General features: G+C 69.6%; 22 protein-coding genes. 14 read left to right on the top strand and 8 right to left on the bottom strand.

The genetic code is table 11. The features are described from left to right. A partial coding sequence (locus tag AC27VN_RS12320) for an NAD(P)/FAD-dependent oxidoreductase (protein ID WP_490876711.1) occupies window positions 1–932 on the bottom strand: 932 nt, incomplete at its 3' end. Between the two features lie 173 nt (window positions 933–1,105). On the opposite strand from AC27VN_RS12320, the gene egtB reads away from it, so the two are divergent. The 5 genes from egtB to AC27VN_RS12295 all read left to right on the top strand — a co-directional run bounded on the left by egtB (window position 1,106) and on the right by AC27VN_RS12295 (window position 5,823). After that, window positions 1,106–2,359 (top strand): ergothioneine biosynthesis protein EgtB, encoded by a 1,254-nt coding sequence (gene egtB / locus AC27VN_RS12315; RefSeq protein ID WP_431509690.1) that lies wholly within the window; start codon window positions 1,106–1,108, stop codon window positions 2,357–2,359. A gap of 146 nt (window positions 2,360–2,505) precedes the next feature. Then, window positions 2,506–3,402, top strand: a complete 897-nt coding sequence (gene egtD / locus AC27VN_RS12310) for an L-histidine N(alpha)-methyltransferase (RefSeq protein WP_398495168.1) — start codon at window positions 2,506–2,508, stop codon at window positions 3,400–3,402. 759 nt (window positions 3,403–4,161) lie between these two features. Next, window positions 4,162–4,446 carry a DUF427 domain-containing protein gene (locus tag AC27VN_RS12305; protein ID WP_093339974.1) on the top strand — a complete coding sequence of 95 codons (285 nt, stop codon included), beginning with the start codon at window positions 4,162–4,164 and terminating at the stop codon, window positions 4,444–4,446. Beyond that, window positions 4,443–5,186: a 2OG-Fe dioxygenase family protein gene (locus AC27VN_RS12300; RefSeq protein WP_296789287.1), complete on the top strand. Its 744-nt coding sequence runs from the start codon at window positions 4,443–4,445 to the stop codon at window positions 5,184–5,186. The genes AC27VN_RS12305 and AC27VN_RS12300 overlap by 4 nt, the downstream gene beginning before the upstream one ends. A gap of 196 nt (window positions 5,187–5,382) precedes the next feature. Beyond that, window positions 5,383–5,823 carry a universal stress protein gene (locus AC27VN_RS12295; protein WP_057597897.1) on the top strand — a complete coding sequence of 147 codons (441 nt, stop codon included), beginning with the start codon at window positions 5,383–5,385 and terminating at the stop codon, window positions 5,821–5,823. 46 nt (window positions 5,824–5,869) lie between these two features. Here AC27VN_RS12295 and AC27VN_RS12290 read toward each other — a convergent pair whose 3' ends face one another. Further along, complete coding sequence (locus tag AC27VN_RS12290; protein WP_490876710.1) at window positions 5,870–6,559, bottom strand: RluA family pseudouridine synthase; 690 nt, start codon at window positions 6,557–6,559, stop codon at window positions 5,870–5,872. A gap of 99 nt (window positions 6,560–6,658) precedes the next feature. Between AC27VN_RS12290 and AC27VN_RS12285 the strand changes: the two genes are divergently transcribed. Next, entirely contained in the window at window positions 6,659–7,966 is a 1,308-nt protein-coding gene (locus AC27VN_RS12285) for an MFS transporter (protein WP_490876709.1), read from the top strand. Between the two features lies 1 nt (window position 7,967). Here the strand turns inward: AC27VN_RS12285 and AC27VN_RS12280 are convergent, their stop codons facing one another. The 3 genes from AC27VN_RS12280 to AC27VN_RS12270 are packed head-to-tail and all read right to left on the bottom strand — an operon-like array spanning window position 7,968 to window position 8,705. Then, window positions 7,968–8,258 (bottom strand): 2Fe-2S iron-sulfur cluster-binding protein, encoded by a 291-nt coding sequence (locus AC27VN_RS12280; protein WP_296740244.1) that lies wholly within the window; start codon window positions 8,256–8,258, stop codon window positions 7,968–7,970. Continuing rightward, window positions 8,255–8,545: a VF530 family protein gene (locus AC27VN_RS12275; RefSeq protein WP_490876708.1), complete on the bottom strand. Its 291-nt coding sequence runs from the start codon at window positions 8,543–8,545 to the stop codon at window positions 8,255–8,257. Before AC27VN_RS12275 ends, AC27VN_RS12280 begins: the two co-directional genes overlap by 4 nt. Window positions 8,546–8,555: 10 nt before the next feature. Next, the gene (locus tag AC27VN_RS12270) at window positions 8,556–8,705 is read right to left on the bottom strand and encodes a hypothetical protein (RefSeq protein WP_177239215.1); all 150 of its coding nucleotides are present in this window, start codon (window positions 8,703–8,705) and stop codon (window positions 8,556–8,558) included. A gap of 87 nt (window positions 8,706–8,792) precedes the next feature. Here AC27VN_RS12270 and AC27VN_RS12265 point away from each other — a divergent pair, with 87 nt between their 5' ends. The 3 genes from AC27VN_RS12265 (at window position 8,793) to AC27VN_RS12255 (ending at window position 11,049) form a co-directional block, all read left to right on the top strand. After that, window positions 8,793–9,311 carry a GNAT family N-acetyltransferase gene (locus AC27VN_RS12265; RefSeq protein WP_395351125.1) on the top strand — a complete coding sequence of 173 codons (519 nt, stop codon included), beginning with the start codon at window positions 8,793–8,795 and terminating at the stop codon, window positions 9,309–9,311. Window position 9,312: 1 nt separating this feature from the next. Continuing rightward, the gene (locus AC27VN_RS12260; RefSeq protein ID WP_490876707.1) at window positions 9,313–9,996 is read left to right on the top strand and encodes a PepSY-associated TM helix domain-containing protein; all 684 of its coding nucleotides are present in this window, start codon (window positions 9,313–9,315) and stop codon (window positions 9,994–9,996) included. A 156-nt stretch (window positions 9,997–10,152) separates the two neighbouring features. Continuing rightward, window positions 10,153–11,049: a DUF808 domain-containing protein gene (locus AC27VN_RS12255; protein ID WP_490876706.1), complete on the top strand. Its 897-nt coding sequence runs from the start codon at window positions 10,153–10,155 to the stop codon at window positions 11,047–11,049. Window positions 11,050–11,061: 12 nt separating this feature from the next. On the opposite strand, the gene AC27VN_RS12250 is transcribed toward AC27VN_RS12255, so the two are convergent. Next, window positions 11,062–11,280, bottom strand: coding sequence for a hypothetical protein (locus AC27VN_RS12250; RefSeq protein WP_057597821.1), 219 nt, complete (start codon window positions 11,278–11,280; stop codon window positions 11,062–11,064). A gap of 118 nt (window positions 11,281–11,398) precedes the next feature. Between AC27VN_RS12250 and AC27VN_RS12245 the strand changes: the two genes are divergently transcribed. Genes AC27VN_RS12245 through AC27VN_RS12230 form a run of 4 tightly spaced genes read left to right on the top strand, consistent with a single transcriptional unit; the run spans window position 11,399 to window position 13,845 of the window. Continuing rightward, window positions 11,399–11,671 (top strand): DUF2164 domain-containing protein, encoded by a 273-nt coding sequence (locus tag AC27VN_RS12245; RefSeq protein WP_093339951.1) that lies wholly within the window; start codon window positions 11,399–11,401, stop codon window positions 11,669–11,671. A gap of 14 nt (window positions 11,672–11,685) precedes the next feature. Further along, window positions 11,686–12,528, top strand: a complete 843-nt coding sequence (locus tag AC27VN_RS12240; RefSeq protein ID WP_490876705.1) for a VOC family protein — start codon at window positions 11,686–11,688, stop codon at window positions 12,526–12,528. Between the two features lie 38 nt (window positions 12,529–12,566). Next, window positions 12,567–12,998, top strand: coding sequence for a hypothetical protein (locus tag AC27VN_RS12235; protein ID WP_296789296.1), 432 nt, complete (start codon window positions 12,567–12,569; stop codon window positions 12,996–12,998). 49 nt (window positions 12,999–13,047) lie between these two features. Further along, window positions 13,048–13,845, top strand: a complete 798-nt coding sequence (locus tag AC27VN_RS12230) for an enoyl-CoA hydratase/isomerase family protein (protein ID WP_490876704.1) — start codon at window positions 13,048–13,050, stop codon at window positions 13,843–13,845. Between the two features lie 12 nt (window positions 13,846–13,857). On the opposite strand, the gene AC27VN_RS12225 is transcribed toward AC27VN_RS12230, so the two are convergent. Then, window positions 13,858–14,967, bottom strand: a complete 1,110-nt coding sequence (locus tag AC27VN_RS12225; protein ID WP_490876703.1) for a M14 family metallopeptidase — start codon at window positions 14,965–14,967, stop codon at window positions 13,858–13,860. Window positions 14,968–15,001: 34 nt separating this feature from the next. Beyond that, window positions 15,002–16,312: an MFS transporter gene (locus AC27VN_RS12220; protein WP_444813598.1), complete on the bottom strand. Its 1,311-nt coding sequence runs from the start codon at window positions 16,310–16,312 to the stop codon at window positions 15,002–15,004. A 152-nt stretch (window positions 16,313–16,464) separates the two neighbouring features. Between AC27VN_RS12220 and AC27VN_RS12215 the strand changes: the two genes are divergently transcribed. Then, window positions 16,465–17,367 (top strand): LysR family transcriptional regulator, encoded by a 903-nt coding sequence (locus AC27VN_RS12215; RefSeq protein ID WP_490876702.1) that lies wholly within the window; start codon window positions 16,465–16,467, stop codon window positions 17,365–17,367. The last annotated feature ends 69 nt before the right edge of the window (window positions 17,368–17,436 follow it).

Below are 17,436 nucleotides of genomic sequence, written 5' to 3'. Positions count from 1 at the left end.
CCCGCGAGGCTCAGGTCGGGCTCGACCTTGATGCGGCCCGCGCGGTCGCATTCGACGCCCGTGGCGCTGCCGAGCATGCGCCCGAGCGGCGAGGCCGCGACGCCTGCGGCCCACACCACGCAGCTGCTGTCGATGCGATAGCTTTGCGCGGGCGCGCCGTCGGCGCCGCCGCCGGTCTGCACCTCGAGGCCGGTGGCGTCGATCGCGGTCACGCGCGCATTGAGCCGCACCTCGACGCCGAGCTTCTCGAGCTGCTCGAGCGCCTTCTGGCTCAGGCCCTCGGGCATCGCCTGCAGCACGCGCGGTCCGCCCTCGACCAGCAGCACCTGCGCGCTCGCCGGGTCGATGTGGCGGAACTCGCCCGCGAGCGTGTGCTTGGCGATCTCGGCCAGCGTGCCCGCCATCTCCACGCCCGTGGGGCCGGCGCCGATCACCACGAAGGTCAGCAGCGCGCGGCGGCGTTGCGCGTCGGTCGTGAGCTCGGCGGTCTCGAAGGACAGCAGCACGCGGCGCCGGATCTCGAAGGCATCGGCCAGGGTCTTGAGGCCCGGCGCATTGGCCGACCATTCGTCGCGCCCGAAATAGCTGTGGGTGGCACCGGCCGCGACGATCAGGTGGTCGTATGGCACGGGGTTGCCGTCGGCCATGCGCACCGTGCGCGCGGCCGGATCGATGGCCGTGACTTCGCCGAGCAGGGTCGTGATGTTGGCCTGGCCGCGGAACAGCCCGCGCACTGGTGCTGCGATCGACGGCGCCGCCAGCCCGGCGGTCGCCACCTGGTAGAGCAACGGCTGGAACAGGTGGTGGTTGGTGCGGTCGATCACCGTCACGTCGACGTCGGCGCCTTGCAGCTTGCGAGCCGCTTCGAGCCCGCCGAAACCGCAGCCGACGATGACGACGCGGGGGCGGCCTGGGGAGTTGGTCGTTTGCATCGAACGGATGATACGCAGCGCCCTGCACGCGAAGCCATCTTGTGCCAAAGTGGCCGACCCGCCGTTGGATGGCGCGAGGAGGGACAGCCTGCGCCAGGGGGCGGGTCCTTGTCCTACGCGCCGCCGTCGGAAGCATCGGCTACAAACTTCGTTGACCCGCGACTGGAGAACCCATGACGCTTTCCCGGCCGATCACGCCGGCAGCCGGCACCGTGCGAGAGCAGTTCCGCTCCGTGCGCGCCGCCAGCCTCGCGCTTGCCGCACCGCTTTCCGCCGAAGACCAGTGCATCCAGTCGATGCCCGACGCGAGCCCGACCAAATGGCATCTCGCGCACACCACCTGGTTCTTCGAAACCGTGCTGCTGCAGCCGCATGCCAGCGGCTACCAGCCCTTCGACACGCGTTTTCATTACCTCTTCAATTCCTATTACGAGGCGCTGGGCCCGCGCCATCCGCGCCCGCAGCGCGGCCTGCTCACGCGGCCCTCGCTCGACGAGGTGCAGGCCTACCGTCGCCATGTCGATGCGGCCGTGCTGGCCTTCCTCGACAGCGACGAGGCCGAGGCCGCCTGGGCCACGCTCGAGCCCATCGTCACCCTGGGCCTGAACCACGAGCAGCAGCACCAGGAGCTGCTGCTCACCGACATCCTGCATGCCCTGTCGTGCAACCCGCTGCTGCCCGCCTACAAGCCCGCCGGCGGCCCCGCGCTGCGGCTGGCCGCGGTGCCGCCCGCCATGCGCTGGCTGCCGCACGAGGGCGGCCTGGTCGAGATCGGCCATGACGGCGCGGGCTTCTCGTTCGACAACGAGACCCCGCGTCATCGCGCGCTGCTGCAGCCGCATGCGATCGCCGACCGGCTCGTGAATTGCGGTGACTTCGCGCAGTTCATCGCCGATGGCGGCTACCAGCGGCCCGAGCTGTGGCTGTCCGACGGCTGGGCCGCGGTGCAGTCGCAGGGCTGGCGCCATCCGGCCTACTGGCTCGCGCCCGACGATCCGCGCCTGGGTGCCTCGTCGGCCAATGCCGGCGGCTGGCATGTGTTCGGTCTGCATGGCGTGCGGCCGATCGAGCCCGAGGCGCCGGTATCGCAACTGAGTTTCTACGAGGCCGCCGCGTATGCCGAATGGGCCGGCGCGCGGCTGCCGACCGAGTTCGAGTGGGAGGCCGCGTTCGGCAACCCGGGCATCTCGCAGATGACCGGCCACGTGTGGCAATGGACGCGTTCCTCGTACGACCCGTATCCGGGCTTCAAGCCGCTGCCTGGCGTCGCGGCCGAATACAACGGCAAGTTCATGGTGGGCCAGCTCGTGCTGCGCGGCGGCAGCGTGGCCACGCCCGAGGGCCATGCGCGCCCCAGTTATCGCAACTTCTTCCCGCCGGCCGCGCGCTGGCAATTCACCGGCCTGCGGCTCGCGAAGGATCTCTGACCATGCGCCCATTCGCTCCCATTCCCGCGGCAGCTTCGACTGCTTCCGCTTCTTCCTCGTCTTCTTCGTTGCCGTTCTCGGCGAAGAAGCGTCCCGCCGTCGTTGCGCCCGCCACGACCGCGCCGCTGTCCGAGTTCGCGCGCGAGATGCAGGCGGGGCTGGCGCGCACGCCGCGCAGCATCTCGCCGAAATTCTTCTATGACGTCGTGGGCTCGCAGCTGTTCGATCAGATCTGCGATCTGCCCGAGTACTACCCGACGCGCACCGAGTTGCGCATCCTCGGCGAGTGCGCGGGAGAGATCGCGAAGCAGATCGGGCCGAATGCGGAGATCGTGGAGTTCGGAGCGGGGTCGTTGACCAAGATCCGCTTGCTGCTCGATGCGCTCGAGTCGCCGAAGCGTTATCTGCCGATCGATATCTCGGGCGAGTATCTCGAAGGGGCTGCTGCGCGCTTGCGTGCGGACTATCCGGAGTTGGCCGTGCAGCCGATTGCGGCCGACTACACGATGCCGCTGGTGTTGCCCGCGCCCATGCCTGGGGCCGGGCGACGGGTGGGGTTCTTTCCGGGGTCTACGCTGGGGAACTTCGAGCCTGACGAGGCGCTGGCCTTCTTGCAGCTGGCGGCTCGGATGTTGCGTGGTGGCGGGATGCTGATCGGGGTGGATCTGGTGAAGGATCCGGCGCGGTTGCATGCGGCCTACAACGATGCGCAAGGGGTGACGGCGGCGTTCAATCTCAATCTGTTGCGGCGTGCCAATTCGGAGCTGGATGCGGACTTCGATCTCGATGGGTTCACGCATGCGGCGTTCTTCAATGCGCCTCTGCGGCGGATCGAGATGCATCTGGTGAGTCGGCGGGCTCAGAGCGTTTCAGTGAATGGCGAGTCGTTTGGGTTCGAGGAAGGGGAGACCATTCATACGGAGTACTCGCATAAGTTCACTGTGGATGGGTTTCGTGCTTTGGCCGTTAAAGCGGGGTTTCGGCCGGGGGCGGTTTGGGTGGATTCGGAGAGGTTGTTTAGCGTGCATTGGTTGGGGGCTTGAAGGTCCTTTTCGAAGGTCTTGTTCTTGCAGCGGCAGGAGCCGGGAATTCCGCCCGGCGGCGGACCTACTTTCTTTTGCTTCGCCAAAAGAAAGTAGGCAAAGAAAAGGCGACCCCACTGTCTGCGACCCTCCGCTTCGCTACGGGCAACCTGCGGTGCTCGCGTTTCGCGGGGTCTCGCAGAACTCGCTCCACTTCGTTGCGCTCAGACAGCTGCGAGCCCTTATCCGCGAAACGCTGCGCTCCTCGGCGCAGCCAGAGGGGGTGGGTCGGGCCATCGCGATGCTCGGCCCAGCAGACCCTTCGGGCCTTTGCTTCGCTCGGCCTCAGCGAAAGATCCAAGGCCTACGCATGCGCACTCACCACACAAGGACGCGCCATGGCGCGTTGACCCTAGTCCCCTCTGGCTGTGCCGAGGAGCGCAGGAGAAAGCGGGATCAGGGCCGCAGCTGTCTGAGCGCAACGAAGTGGAGCGAGTTCTGCGGACCCCCGCTTTCTCCGAGCACTGCAGGTTGCCCGTAGCGAAGCGGAGGGACACAGACAGCGGGGTCGCCTTTCTTTGCTTACTTTCTTTGGCGAGACAAAGAAAGTAAGTCGCCCGCCGGGGCGAGACCCGGCCTACGGCCTAAGCAAAGAAAACAACCCCCATCCAACCTCAGCCTCAAAGAGCAAAAAAACCACCCCCACAAAACACCAGAAACCAAACAGTCACAATACCCCTCCGGCCAAACACATCCCCCCAGTCGGAGACCCAAACCCAAATGAAAGCCACCTGGAACGGCGCCACCATCGCCGAAAGCGACGACACCGTCCTCGTCGAGGGCAACCACTACTTCCCCATGTCGTCGCTCAACCGCGACGTCGTGACCTTCAGCAACCACAAGACCACCTGCCCCTGGAAGGGCAGCGCGAACTACTACTCGCTGCTGGTCAACGGCGAACTCAACACCGACGCCGCCTGGTACTACGCCGACCCCAAGCCCGAGGCCGAGATGGTCCGCGACCGCGTCGCGTTCTGGAAAGACGTGAAGGTCACGGCGTCGTGACCACCCCGGCCTTCGATCCGCCGTTCATCCATCCCGCGGAACTGCCGGCCGCACTGCGCGACCAGGGCTACGCGGTGCTTGGGCCCCAGGCCGTGGGCGACTGGCTCGGCCTGCCGGTCGCGCAGCTCGAGGCGTTGCATGCCGACTGGAACGATCTTCCGCCCGACGAATACCTGAAGGACGGCGGCCGCTATCGCACGCGGCGCCACGAATGCTTCACCGTCGACGGCGAGGCGATGCAGCAGGTACCGCGCCGCGCGCACTGGCAGCCGGTCGAATACAACGCGCTGCATGGCGGCATGCAGCGCTGGTTCGCGCCGATGCTCGCGGCCACGATCGCGCAGCCGGCCTGGCAGCGGTTGATCGTGCGACTGGGCGAAGCGGCGAGCCAGCTGCGCGGCGCGCAGCGCTGGTACGTGGAGGCGCACCAGTTCCGCATCGACACCGCGGGCGGCATCGGCCGGCCGACGCCCGAGGGCGCGCACCGCGATGGCGTGGACCTGGTGGCGGTGGCGCTGGTGGGCCGCCACGACATCAAGGGCGGCGAGACGCGCGTGTTCGAGGCCAACGGGCGGCGCGGCGAGCGCTTCACCATGACCGAGCCGTGGACGCTGCTGCTGCTCGACGATGCGCGCGTGATCCACGAATCGACGCCGATCCAGCCGCTCGAGGAGAACGGCACGGGCTGGCGCGACACGCTGGTGATCACCTGCCGCGCCCAGGGTTTTCAGGGCGACTGAAACCCGCGGCACGAGGCGCTGCGCGGCCTGCAGGCGCGGGCCGCGCGAACGCGGTATCCGCGATTTCCCTGGCTGGGAGGCGTCCTACAGTTGTGTCGCAGCCTTGCGGTTAAATTCGGGGCCCGGTCTTCGGCCATCTCCAACGGCCCGTGGACTGGACCCTGTCTGCCTGCGAACGAAGAAAGCGAGGTCCGCCATGTTCAATCACATCCTGGTCCCCATCGACGGCTCCGAAACTTCCATGCTCGCGGTCAGCAAGGCCAGCGGATTGGCGCTGGCCTTCGGAAGCCGCATCACCCTGATCCACGTGATCGACAACTACCCCTTCATCGGCGTGGGCGCGGACTATGCGCTCGGCCAGAACGAGTACCTCGCCGCGGCCACCTCAAGCGCCAATGCGGCACTCGCGCGCGGCGTGGCCGCGCTGGCGGCCGAAGGCCTGCACAGCGACCAGCGCGTGATCGACGGCCACGTGGTGCACGAAGGCATCGTGGACACGGCCATCGCCATCGCGGCCGACCTGATCGTGATGGGCTCGCACGGCCGCAGCGGCATCGAGAAGCTGCTGCTCGGCAGCGTGACGCAGCGCGTGCTGCAGGACTCGATGGTGCCGGTGCTGGTGGTCAAGGGCGGCTGAGAACGCCGCGCCACTCACCCCATCGAATCGCGCGGCATCCCGCCACTCACGCCGAGCCTTCCCCCGCCTCCCGCAACGCCTCGAAGCGCGGCCCGAAATCGGGCCGGCTCTCGAAGCGCATGCGCTCGCGCGTGGCCGGGTGTTCGAAGCCCAGCGCGCTCGCATGCAGCAGCAGGCGCGGCGCGCGTGCCTGCACTTCGGGGCTGCCATAGAGCGCATCGCCGAGGATCGGATGGCCGATCGACGAGAGGTGCACGCGCAGCTGGTGCGAGCGGCCGGTGAGCGGCTCCAACAGCAGGTAGCTGCAGGGCGCCTCGCCGTCGATGCCGCCCAGGGCGCGCCAGCGCGTGAGGCTGGGCTTGCCGGCGGGGTCGATCTTCTGCAGCGGGCGGCGCGGCCAGTCGGCCATCAGCGGGGCATCGATGCAGGCCCAGTCCGCGTCCACGGGCAGCAGGCCGTCGACGACAGCTTCATAGCGCTTGTCGACCTGGCGCGTGGCGAAGGCATCGCTCAGCGCGCGCTGCATCTCTAGGCCGCGCGCCATCAGCACCAGGCCGCTGGTCGCCATGTCGAGCCGGTGCACGATCAGCGCATCGGGCCACTGACGCTGGGCGCGCGCGCTCAGGCAGTCCTGCTTGTCCTCGCCGCGGCCGGGCACGCAGAGCAGGCCGGCGGGCTTGTCGAGCACCAGCAGGTGGGCGTCTTCGTGAACGGGTCGTAGCGGGGGCGGGGCCATGGGAGGGCTCGAGTGTAGAAGCGCCGCGGCGCAGGGTCGTGCAGGGGCCTTGGTGGGCCCTCATGCGCGGCTCACGGTGGGTGGGCTATCCTCGGATGGATGTCCGGCCCCGCCACTGGCTCCTCAGCCTCCGCCTCCTCCCCCCTCGATCCCGCCGCCGGCGCGGTGCCTTCCCCACCGAGTTTTTCCGACCTCACGCGCGAACGCCCGTTCATGCAGATGTGGGTGGCGCGCCTGTTCGGCACCGCCGCCTCGCAGATGCTGCTGGTGGCCATCGGCTGGCACATGTACGACCTGACCAACAGCGCCTGGGACCTGGGCCTGGTCGGGCTCTACCAGTTCGTGCCGGCGCTGCTGCTGGCGCTGCTCGCGGGCCACGTGGTCGACCGCCACCACCGCGGGCGCATCGTCGCGGCCTGCTTCGCGGTGCAGGGGCTGGTGGCGCTGGCGCTGCTGTTCGCGGTGCTGCGCGGCCACGACAGCCGCGCGCTGCTGCTGGGGCTGTCGCTGGTGCTGGGCGCGGTGCGCGCGTTCCAGATGCCGGCCCAGCAGGCGCTGACGCCGATGCTGGTGCCGCCGGTCATGCTGGCCCGCGCCATGGCCTTCAGCTCGGCCGGCATGCAGGGCGCGATCATCGGCGGGCCGGCGCTCGGCGGCCTGCTGTTCGTGGCGGGCATGGCGGTGGTCTACGGCGCGAGCGTGCTGTTCTTCGTGGTGGCCTGCGCGCTGGTGCTGCGGCTGCGCTATGCCTACGTGCCCAAGGCGCGCGAGCCGGTCACGCTCGGCACGGTGTTCGCGGGCGTCAACTTCATCTGGAACCGCAAGCCGGTGCTCGGCGCGGTCTCGCTCGACCTGTTCGCGGTGCTGCTGGGCGGCGCGGTGGCGCTGCTGCCGATCTATGCCAAGGACATCCTGCACACCGGCCCCTGGGGCCTGGGCCTGCTGCGCGGCGCGCCCGCGGTCGGCGCGCTGGTGATGTCGATCGCGCTCACGCGCCGACCGATCGAGCGCCGCGTGGGGCGCGCGCTGCTGATGGCGATCGCGCTGTTCGGCCTGTGCATGGTGGTGTTCGGCATCTCGCGCAGCTTCATCGTGTCGCTGATCGCGCTCGCGGTTTCGGGCGGCGCCGACATGGTCAACGTGGTGATCCGCCAGACGCTGGTGCAGCTCGAGACGCCCGATGCCATGCGCGGGCGGGTCAGCGCGGTCAACTCGATCTTCATCGGTGCCAGCAACCAGCTCGGCGAATTCGAATCGGGCGCCACCGCGGCGCTGCTCGGGCCGGTGGGCTCGGTGGTGGTGGGCGGTGTCGGCACGATGCTGGTCGCGCTGACCTGGTTCAGGCTCTTCCCCTCGCTGGCGCAGCGCGACCGGCTGGTGGTGGCGGCGCCGGCCGTGCGCGGCTGAGTCAGGCGTCGTCGAACAGCGAGAAGGCCTGCGGCGCGTCGATCGCGATGTCGCCCAGCGCCTCGGCCACGCAGGGCAGGATCCAGCGCTCGGCCTTTTCCTCGGCGCTCAGGCCCGGCCATTCGATGGTGTGGCGTGCCTCGCCTTCGAGCAATCGGCAGATGCAGGTGCGGCAGGTGCCGTTGCGGCACGAGCTCGGCATCTCGATGCCGGCCGCCTCGGCCGCCTTCAGCACGCTGGTGCCGGCCTCGGTCTCGAAGACCAGGCCCGAGGGCTCGAGGCGGACCTTCATGGCCGCGGCGTCGACGTGCCCTGGCGGCGCTGCTCGCGCAACATGAAGAGGTAGAGGCTCTCGACCTTCTCGCGCGCCCACGGCGTCTTGCGCAGGAAGCGCAGGCTCGAACCCACGCTGGGTTCGTGCGTGAAGCAGCGCACCGGCACCAGCTCGCCCAGCTGCTGCCAGCCGTAGTGCGCCTGCAGCGCCTTCACGATGGCTTCGAGCGTCAGCCCATGCAGCGGATTGCGCGGCTGGGCCGGGGGCGCGGTGGGGGAGGGCGGCGAGGCCGGTGCGTCGCTCACGGGTGGCGGATCACTTGTTCTTGAGCTTGCCGCGCGGAATCACCGCCGTGGTGACGACCGCGCGCACCGGCTCGCCGCCGAGTGCCGGGGCCTTCGGCGGGGAGGTGTCCTTCTTCGGTTTCTTGCTTTCCTTGTTGGAACGTTGCTGACCCTTGGCCATGAGGTTTCTCCTGAGCTGCTGCGATGATGGGCTGGGAGTTTAGCGGTGCGGCGACAATAGGCGGTTCCATCCGTTTTTCCCGCATTCATGTCCGACCACGAAGTTCGCCCCGCCACGATGCGCGATGCCAAGGCCATCGCAGAAGTCCACGCCGCCGCCGCCAAGGCCGCCTACGAAGGCATCCTGCCCGAAGAGGAGCTGCGCGCGCTGGCGCTCGCCTCGCGCGAGGCCAAGTGGCGCGAAGCCATCGAGTTCAGCGAACCGCAGGTCCACGTGGCCGAGCTCGACGGCAAGGTCGTCGGCTTCGTCGGCTTCGACCGCTCGCGCGACCCCAAGACGCCGTCCACCGCGGGCGAGATCTGGGCCCTCTACGTCCGTCCCGAGCACTGGGACAAGGGTCTGGGCGTCGCCCTCTGGGACGCCGCGCGCGAAGGCCTCGAGGAAGAGGGCTGCACCACGGTCACCATCTGGGTGCCGATCCGCAACGACCGCGCGATGCGCTTCCACGAGCTGGCCGGCTTCAAGCGCGAGATGAAGACCGCCAAGACCACGCAGATCGGCAGCGTGCGCATCGAGGAAATCCGCCTCAAACGCAACGTCGCCTGACATGGACGCCGGACACGCCCCGGGCCACGCCCGCCGGGTGCAATCGCACCAGCGCCGCACGCTCGCCGTGCAGTGGATCCGCCGCACCCATGGCTGGTTCGGCCTCTGGGGCGCGGTGCTCGGGCTGTTGTTCGGCTTCAGCGGCATCTGGCTCAACCACCGCAACGTGCTGAAGCTGCCGCAATCGCAGGAACGCAGCCGGGCCCAGCTCGCGCTGCCCGAGCCGGCGCCGGCCACGCCCGAGGCGATGGCCGCCTGGCTGCAGCAGGCCTTGCGCACCGACGGCCCGCCGCGCTCCACGCGCATCGAGCCCGCGAAACCGGTGGCCTGGGTCGACCGCAAGGCCGATCCCGAGGCGCCCGCGCTGACGCAGCCCGCGCACTGGACCTTCAATTTCGGCGGCCCGAACCAGACCGTGCAGGCCGACTACTGGCAGGGCAACCGCTCGGTGGGCGTGGCCACCACCCGCAACGGCCTCGTCGCCACCCTCACCAACATGCACAAGGGCGGCGGCATGCCGCTCGCGTGGATCCTGCTGGTCGACACGCTGGCCGGAAGCCTGATCTTCCTCTCGCTCTCGGGCGTGGCGCTGTGGCTGCTCACGCACCGCCGCCGCGCTGTCGGCCTCGCGGTGTTCGGCGTCTCGCTGGCCACGATGCTGGCGATCGCGCTGAGCGCGCTCTGACGGCTGAAGGTTGAGGGCCGAGAGCTTCGGCCGACTGCTTTCGGCGTACATCGCGTGGCCGCGGCCGAAGGCGCGGGCCCGGCATGTGCGGATATTCACGGACCCTGCACACGGCAGCGGCTAAGCTCGCGCCTTTCATTTTCCTTTCGCCCATCCATGGCCTCCAGCCTGCTCCTGCTGCTCGACGACATCGCGACCGTGCTCGACGACGTATCGGTCCTCACCAAGGTCGCCGCCAAGAAGACGGCCGGGGTGCTCGGCGACGACCTCGCGCTCAACGCGCAGCAGGTTTCCGGCGTCAAGGCCGACCGCGAACTGCCGGTGGTCTGGGCGGTGTGCAAGGGCTCGCTGGTCAACAAGGTGATCCTGGTGCCGGCCGCGCTGGCCATCGGCACCTGGCTGCCCTGGCTGGTCACGCCGCTGCTCATGGTGGGCGGCGCCTTCCTGTGCTTCGAGGGCTGCGAGAAGCTGGCCCACAAGTTCCTGCACAAGGAAGAACACGCGGCCGACACCGCGCGCCACGAACAGGCCGTGGCCGATGCCGCGGTCGACGTGGTGGCGGTCGAGAAGGACAAGATCAAGGGCGCGGTGCGTACCGACTTCATCCTCTCGGCCGAAATCATCGCGATCACGCTGGGCACCGTGCAGGGCCAACCGTTCACCACCCAGCTCAGCGTGCTGGTGGGCATCGCGCTGATCATGACGGTCGGCGTCTACGGCCTGGTGGCCGGCATCGTGAAGCTCGACGACGCGGGCCTCTACCTGAGCCAGCGCGGCAGTGCCGCCGCCCGTGGCGTGGGTCGCGCGATCCTCGCGGGCGCGCCCTGGCTCATGAAGGGGCTGTCGATCGCCGGCACCGCCGCGATGTTCCTGGTCGGCGGCGGCATCCTGGTGCACGGCGTGCCCGCGCTCGGCCATGCGGTCGAGGCCTGGGCCGCGACCTCGGGCGTGTTCGGCACGCTGGGTTCGATGCTGGTCAATGCCGGCGTCGGCATCGTCGCGGGCGCCGTGGTGCTCGCGGTCGTCGAACTGGTCAAGAAGCTGCGGCGCTGAGCGGCGCGCGGCTCAGCGCCGTTGCGAATCCTTGCCGCGCTTCACCAGCTCGACCACCACCAGCGCAGCGCCCAGCGCGAGCGCGAACCAGCCCACCACCGAGGCGCCCGCCACCATCTCGAACCAGCGCGTGCCCTGCAGGAAGTGCGGGCCCAGCAGCACGGCGGCGCCGATGAGCAGGCAGAGGATGCCGCGTTCGAGCATGCGGGGCTGGCGGGAGGGACGGGCCATGGAGATCGATCGGTTCGGTTGGGGGGAGCGGCCGCCGCATTCGCGCCGCGGCCGGGGGCCCGATTCTCCACGCATCGGCACAATGTCCTTTTCGAGCATCCAGCAAGGACCCCGCCGCATGACCATCGAGATTTCGCGCGAGCTGCGCCAGCAGGCCATCACCTCGATCGAGCGCTATTTCCGCGAGAACATGGAAGAGCCGATCGGCAACGTCGCCGCCGGCGCGCTGCTGGGCTTCTTCCTCGAGGAGGTCGGCCCCACGATCTACAACAAGGCCGTGGCCGACGTGCAGGAGCGGCTGCAGGCGCGCGTGTCCGAGGTCGACCTCGAGGTGCACGAGGACGAGTTCCGCTACTGGCACAAGTTCGACAAGCAGAAGAAGGGGCGGTAGGCCGCCGCGCAGCGATGGCACCGTACCACGCGCTCGACCACGTGGTGATCCGCCTGCGCGCGGTCGAGCCGCTGTGGTCGCTGCTCGCCGGCGAGCTCGGCCTGCCGGTGAGCTGGCCGCTGCAGCACAGCGCCTTCGCGAGCTTCGGCTGGATCAACGTCGGCAACACCAACCTCGAGCTCTGGGCCGCGCGCGACGACGCCGACATGCCGCCCGAGGCGCAGCCGCCGCGCGTGCAGGGCCTGGCGCTCGATCCGGCCGACCTGGAAGCGAGCATCGCCGAACTGGCCGCGCGAGGTATCGCCTGCAAGCCGCCGCGTGCGTACCGCACGCAGGACGCATCGGGCGCGTCGGTCACCAACTTCACCAACGCGGTGCTGCTCGACCTGTCCTCCGATGCCTGCTGCGTCTTCTTCTGCGCCTGGGATGCGGCTGGCACGATCTATCCGTGGCCGGAGAAGCTCGATGCGCCGCAGCGGCGTGCTCGCGATGCGGTCGCCTTCGAGGCTTGCGCGGGCGGGCCGCTGGGGCTGGTCGGCCTGCGGCGGATCGGGCTGGCCGTGCCCGACGAGGCCGAGGCGAGCGCGCGATGGCGTGCGTTGACGGCGTCGCCACAGGGCCCGATCGCTTTGATGCCCGACATCGCCGTGGCGCTGAGCCCGGGCCGGCATCCGTTCGCGACCATCGAATCGCTGTGCTTCGGCGTGCGCTCGCTGCCGCAGGCGCGCACCTTCCTGGCCGAACGGCAACTGCTCGAGGCCTCGTCGCCCGACGAGCTGGTGTTCGCGCGCCACGCCTGCGCGGGCCTCGACCTGCGCTTCGTGGAAGCGCCGCGTGGCGCCGGCGCATCGGACTGAATTCAAAACTGTCAGCAAACGTTGCAGAATCGACGGCCATGCCTCGCCATCGCACCGCCCCTTCCTCGCCGACCCACCCGCGCCCGTTGCGCGCCGCCTGCCTGCTGCCGCTGCTGCTGGGCGCCTCGCTCGCCTGCGCGCAGTCGCAGAATCCGGCCGACTTCCCGCTCGAATCGGTCGGCTACCTCAACGAGGAGCTGCCGCGCATGGAGGCCGCCGTCGCCTCGAGGAACCGCGAGTTCTTCCATGGCGCGATGGCGCGCACCATCGAGTTCTCGGAGCGCTGGGGCTTCAAGTCCAGGGCCAACCCGCAGCTCGCCAAGTACCCGATGTGCACCGACGCCGTGATGGACTACGTGGTGGTCGGCCTGTGCCGGCTCGATCCCGCGGGCGATGTCTGCGAGCCCGGCCTCGCGCCGCGGCTCGATGCCAACGTGAAGCGCTGCCGCGAGGTGGCCGCGCAGCGCTGAAAGAACAACGAGCGTGCGCGATCGGCGCGCACCGGAGACAGGAAAGACCATGGACTACGCCCGCTACCAGACCCTCGCCATCACGCGCCGCGGCGCCAATGGCACCGTGCTCGACATCCAGATGCGCGCGGCCAACGGCAAGCTGCCCACGGCCGGCCACGACGGCCACCGCGAACTCGCCGAGATCTGGCGCGATGTCTCGGCCGACGACTCGGTGCGCTGCGCCGTGCTGCGCGGCGAGGGCATGGGCTTCTCGGGCGGCGGCGACCTCGGCATGGTGCAGGACATGACGGCCGACGACGCGATCCGCCAGCGCGTGTGGCGCGAGGCGCGCGACCTGGTCTACAACATCATCAACTGCGACAAGCCGATCGTGAGCGCGATGCACGGCCCGGCCGTGGGCGCGGGGCTGGTGGCGGGCCTCTTGGCCGACATCTCGATCGCCACGCGCGGCGCGAAGATCGTCGACGGCCACACCCGCCTGGGCGTGGCCGCCGGCGACCATGCGGCGATCGTCTGGCCGCTGTTGTGCGGCATGGCGAAGGCCAAGTACCACCTGCTGCTGTGCGAGCCGGTCAGCGGCGAGGAGGCCGAGCGCATCGGCCTGGTGTCGCTGGCGGTCGAGGACGCGGAACTGCTGCCGCGCGCCTACGAGGTGGCCGACCGCCTCGCGGCCGGCAGCCAGAGCGCGATCCGCCTGACCAAGTACGCGCTCAACAACTGGCTGCGCCAGGCCGGGCCCACCTTCGACGCCTCGCTGGCGCTCGAATTCATGGGCTTCGCGGGCGCCGACGTGCGCGAGGGCGTGGCCTCGCTGCGCGAGAAGCGCGCGCCGAACTTCGGCTGACGCGCCCCGTCTTCAGGCCTTGCGCAGGCCCTGCAGGGTCTGCAGCAGCACCACGCGCGTCTGCCCCAGCACCATGCCCTTCCACTCGTCGTTGTCGCAGTAGAAGGCGTCGCGCAGCTGGCGGCGGATCTCGCGCTGCTGTGCGTCGGAGGCTTCGGGATGGCGGCGCAGCCAGGTGTCGGCGCGCAGGCGCGTGAGCACCTCGTTGTCGGGCAGGGTGCCGAACTCCAGGCCCATGGGCGCGATGCGCGCGTTCGGGCATTCGTCGTAGGCGGTCGAGATCACCGGACCCGAGACGTCGGCCGAGGCCGAGTCGCCCGCGAACGGCGCGAACACGTCGGCGCCCCACCAGGCATGGGCCATGGCCAGGTCCTCGGGCGTGTTGCGGCCCGGGTAGATCTTCTCGCCGTGGCCGTAGGGGCCCAGGCCCGTGTGCACGTCGATCCAGCCGATGTGGGTGGCCGAGGCCGCGTACTTGCGCAGGATCGACCGGATGGTCCTGTTGCTCCACGAGGGCGCGGTGCCGCCGTAGAACAGGCCGTCGGGCGAAACGTACTGGCCCTTGGTGACGGCGGCGCGGAAGGCACGCATGCCGTGCTTGTCGATGTAGGCGGCCACGGCCGCTTCATCGGCCGGCGTCGGCGGCCAGCTCGCGGGCAGCACCAGCGGTTCGACATCGGTGTACTCGGCATTCACCGGCAGCGGCGCGCCGAAATCGATGTGGTTGCGGTTGAGGTCGATGTTGTCCTCGTTGGTGCGGTGCAGGTGCGAGAAGCCGTGCGGATTGACGGCATGCACCAGCAGCAGCGCCACGCCGGCCTGCTGCAGGCGCGCGAGCAGGTCCTCGTCGTGCAGGGTCGCGACCTGCGCGCCCGAACCGCAGAAGCCTTCGGGGCCGTGCGTGCCCGAGGTCACGAGCAGCAGCTTCTTCGCGTCGATGGCGCCGAGCAGTGCGACGTCGGTCGCGAGTTCCTCGCCGAGCGCGCCGCGATGTGCTTCATTGACGAAGGATTCGATAGCCGCGCCGCGAGCGCGCGCGGCCTCGAGGAACTTGGCGCGGGCCTCGACGTAGGTGCCCGAGAAATGCCGCGTGGCGGCGGTGCTGTGGGTGAGAGCGGTCATGGAGGGATCGTGGGGAGGAATGTTCGAGGGGGAATCAGGCGTGCGCGCCGGCCGCGTCGATGTCGCGGCCCGTGTGGTCGCGCAGCCAGAGCAGGCCCAGCAGCGAGACCAGGGTCATGATGACCAGGTACCAGGCCGGCGCGAGCTTGCTGCCGGTGGCATTGAGCAGCCAGGTGCTGATGAAGGGCGCGAAGCCGCCGAACAGCGCCACGCCCACGCTGTAGACCAGCGACATGCCGCTGGCGCGCACCGCCTTCGGGAACATCTCGGGCAGCATCGTGATGCCGGGCACGGTCTGGCCGACCAGGCCCAGGCTCAGCACGCCGAGCACGATGAACAGCACCGCGGGCGTGGGCGAGGCATTGAGCCAGAGGAAGCCCGGGTAGATCAGCACCACGAGGAAGACGCGGCTCCACAGGATCAGCGGCTTGCGGCCCACGCGGTCCGACAGCAGGCCGACGAAGGGCGCGAAGGCGAACGAGATCAGGCCGGTGAGCGCGGCGCCGAACAGCGCCACCGAGGGCGTGAGGCCGAGCTCGCGCACCGCGTAGGTCGGCATGTAGAAGGTGACGACGTAGGCCGCCGTGGTGCCGCCGACCAGCGCGAGGATGGCGGCCAGCACCGTCTTGCCGTGCTGCGAGCAGACGATCTTGAGGCTGCTCTCGCGGCGCGGCGCGGTGGCCGATTCGGGCGCGATCTGCAGCGATTCCTCGAGGTGGCGGCGGATGTACATGCCCACCGGCGCGATCAGCATGCCGAGGACGAAGGGCACGCGCCAGCCCCAGCTCTGCATGTTCTCGGGCGACAGCGTGAAGGTGAGCGCGCCCACCACCACCGCGCCGAGCATCACGCCCAGGCCCTGGCTCGCGAACTGCCAGCTCGCCATGTAGCCGCGGTTGCGCGGCGTGGCGTGCTCCACCAGCAGCGTGGTGGAAGCACCGACCTCGCCGCCGGCCGAGAAGCCCTGGATCAGCCGCGCCAGCACGATCAGCACCGGCGCCGCGACGCCGATGCTCGCGTAGGTGGGCGTGAAGGCGATCACCGCGCAGCCCAGCGCCATCAGGAAGATGGTGAGGGTCATGGCCTTCTTGCGGCCCGCGCGGTCGGCATAGGCGCCGATCACGATGCCGCCCAGCGGCCGCATGATGAAGCCGACGCCGAAGGTCGCGACCGTGAGCAGCAGCTGGCCGTAGCCGCTGAAGGTGGGAAAGAACAGCTTGCCGATCACCAGCGCGAGGAAACCGTAGACGGTGAAGTCGAAGAACTCGAGGCCGTTGCCGATGGTGGTGGCGACGATGGTCTGGCGCCGGCTGGCGGCGCTGTGCGCGGGACGGGTGGGGCTCATGTCTCGGGGTGTTGGTGTGGTTCTGTGGGAATGCGGGTAGGCCGAAGGTCTTCGGCCGCGACGGATGCTAGAGAGTCGGTTGCTCGCTGAAAAGACAATAATTGGGCCAGTACGATAACTTTTGGTTGTCGCCCGTCCGGCACCCGTCCTCCATGAAACCCAACCAGTTGCACGCCTTCGTCGCGGTGGTCGAGCAGATGAGCATCCGCGCCGCGGCGCGCGTGCTCGGCATCTCGCAGCCCGCGGTGACCAAGATCGTGCGCGAGCTCGAGCGCGAGGTCGATGCGCCGCTGGTCGAGCGCAGCGTCAAGGGCGTGCGGCTCACGCCCTTCGGCGAAGCCTTCGCGCCGCGCGCGCGCATGCTGCTGGCCGACATGCAGCGCGCCCGCGAGGAGATCGCGCAGATCCGCGACGGGCTCACGGGCCGGGTCGCGCTGGCCGTCAGCACCTCGTTCGCGCAGACCATCCTGCCGGCGGCGTTCAAGGACTTCCATGGGCGGCTGCCGGCCGTCGACGTGCAGTTCAGCGAGGCGGTGCTGCCCTGGATGCTGGCGCGCCTGCGCGAGGGCTCGCTCGACTTCGCGGTGGCCCATGTGGTGCCGGGCCGGCTCGATCCGCAGTTCGAGGCCATCGAGCTGTTCCCGGTGAAGCTGGTGGTGGGGCTGCGCGAGCGCCATCCGCTGCGCGCGAGCCGCTCGATGGCCGAGCTCGCGACCGCCGAGTGGATCCTGCCGGGCGACGATCACTTCAGCGGCCGCGAATCGATCTCGGCGCTGCTGCCGCTGGGCCTGCCGGCGCCGCAGCGCGTGATCCAGGGCCACTCGGTCACGGTCGCGCTGTCGCTGGTCGGGCAGATGGACCTGATCGGCCTGTTCGTCGAGCCGCTGGCCGCGCTGAGCTTCAAGCGCCACGGCATCCGGCGCGTGGACGTGGTCGAGACGCTGCCGACGCTCAACGTCTGCGTGGTCAAGCGCCGCGGCCAGTTGCTGACGCCGGCCGCGCAGCACTTCGTCGAATGCATCCAGCGCGCCTCGGCGCGCGCGATCGCGGCCTGATCAGCGGCCGCGCCAGGCCGGCGGCCGTCCCTCGGTGAAGGCCGCCACGCCCTCGGCGAAATCGGCGCT

The sequence above is a fragment of the Variovorax sp. 20P10.2.4 genome (assembly GCF_058244205.1).
This window is presented reverse-complemented; position numbering and strand designations above follow the sequence as displayed.

Bases quoted from the DNA above. Each gene is read 5' to 3' on its own strand.
- egtB (WP_431509690.1), top strand. From the start codon at position 1,106: ATGACGCTTTCCCGGCCGATCACGCCGGCAGCCGGCACCGTGCGAGAG.
- egtD (WP_398495168.1), top strand. From the start codon at position 2,506: ATGCAGGCGGGGCTGGCGCGCACGCCGCGCAGCATCTCGCCGAAATTC.
- AC27VN_RS12305 (WP_093339974.1), top strand. From the start codon at position 4,162: ATGAAAGCCACCTGGAACGGCGCCACCATCGCCGAAAGCGACGACACC.
- AC27VN_RS12295 (WP_057597897.1), top strand. From the start codon at position 5,383: ATGTTCAATCACATCCTGGTCCCCATCGACGGCTCCGAAACTTCCATG.
- AC27VN_RS12290 (WP_490876710.1), bottom strand. From the start codon at position 6,559: ATGGCCCCGCCCCCGCTACGACCCGTTCACGAAGACGCCCACCTGCTG.
- AC27VN_RS12285 (WP_490876709.1), top strand. From the start codon at position 6,659: ATGTCCGGCCCCGCCACTGGCTCCTCAGCCTCCGCCTCCTCCCCCCTC.
- AC27VN_RS12280 (WP_296740244.1), bottom strand. From the start codon at position 8,258: ATGAAGGTCCGCCTCGAGCCCTCGGGCCTGGTCTTCGAGACCGAGGCC.
- AC27VN_RS12270 (WP_177239215.1), bottom strand. From the start codon at position 8,705: ATGGCCAAGGGTCAGCAACGTTCCAACAAGGAAAGCAAGAAACCGAAG.
- AC27VN_RS12265 (WP_395351125.1), top strand. From the start codon at position 8,793: ATGTCCGACCACGAAGTTCGCCCCGCCACGATGCGCGATGCCAAGGCC.
- AC27VN_RS12260 (WP_490876707.1), top strand. From the start codon at position 9,313: ATGGACGCCGGACACGCCCCGGGCCACGCCCGCCGGGTGCAATCGCAC.
- AC27VN_RS12255 (WP_490876706.1), top strand. From the start codon at position 10,153: ATGGCCTCCAGCCTGCTCCTGCTGCTCGACGACATCGCGACCGTGCTC.
- AC27VN_RS12250 (WP_057597821.1), bottom strand. From the start codon at position 11,280: ATGGCCCGTCCCTCCCGCCAGCCCCGCATGCTCGAACGCGGCATCCTC.
- AC27VN_RS12245 (WP_093339951.1), top strand. From the start codon at position 11,399: ATGACCATCGAGATTTCGCGCGAGCTGCGCCAGCAGGCCATCACCTCG.
- AC27VN_RS12240 (WP_490876705.1), top strand. From the start codon at position 11,686: ATGGCACCGTACCACGCGCTCGACCACGTGGTGATCCGCCTGCGCGCG.
- AC27VN_RS12235 (WP_296789296.1), top strand. From the start codon at position 12,567: ATGCCTCGCCATCGCACCGCCCCTTCCTCGCCGACCCACCCGCGCCCG.
- AC27VN_RS12230 (WP_490876704.1), top strand. From the start codon at position 13,048: ATGGACTACGCCCGCTACCAGACCCTCGCCATCACGCGCCGCGGCGCC.
- AC27VN_RS12225 (WP_490876703.1), bottom strand. From the start codon at position 14,967: ATGACCGCTCTCACCCACAGCACCGCCGCCACGCGGCATTTCTCGGGC.
- AC27VN_RS12220 (WP_444813598.1), bottom strand. From the start codon at position 16,312: ATGAGCCCCACCCGTCCCGCGCACAGCGCCGCCAGCCGGCGCCAGACC.
- AC27VN_RS12215 (WP_490876702.1), top strand. From the start codon at position 16,465: ATGAAACCCAACCAGTTGCACGCCTTCGTCGCGGTGGTCGAGCAGATG.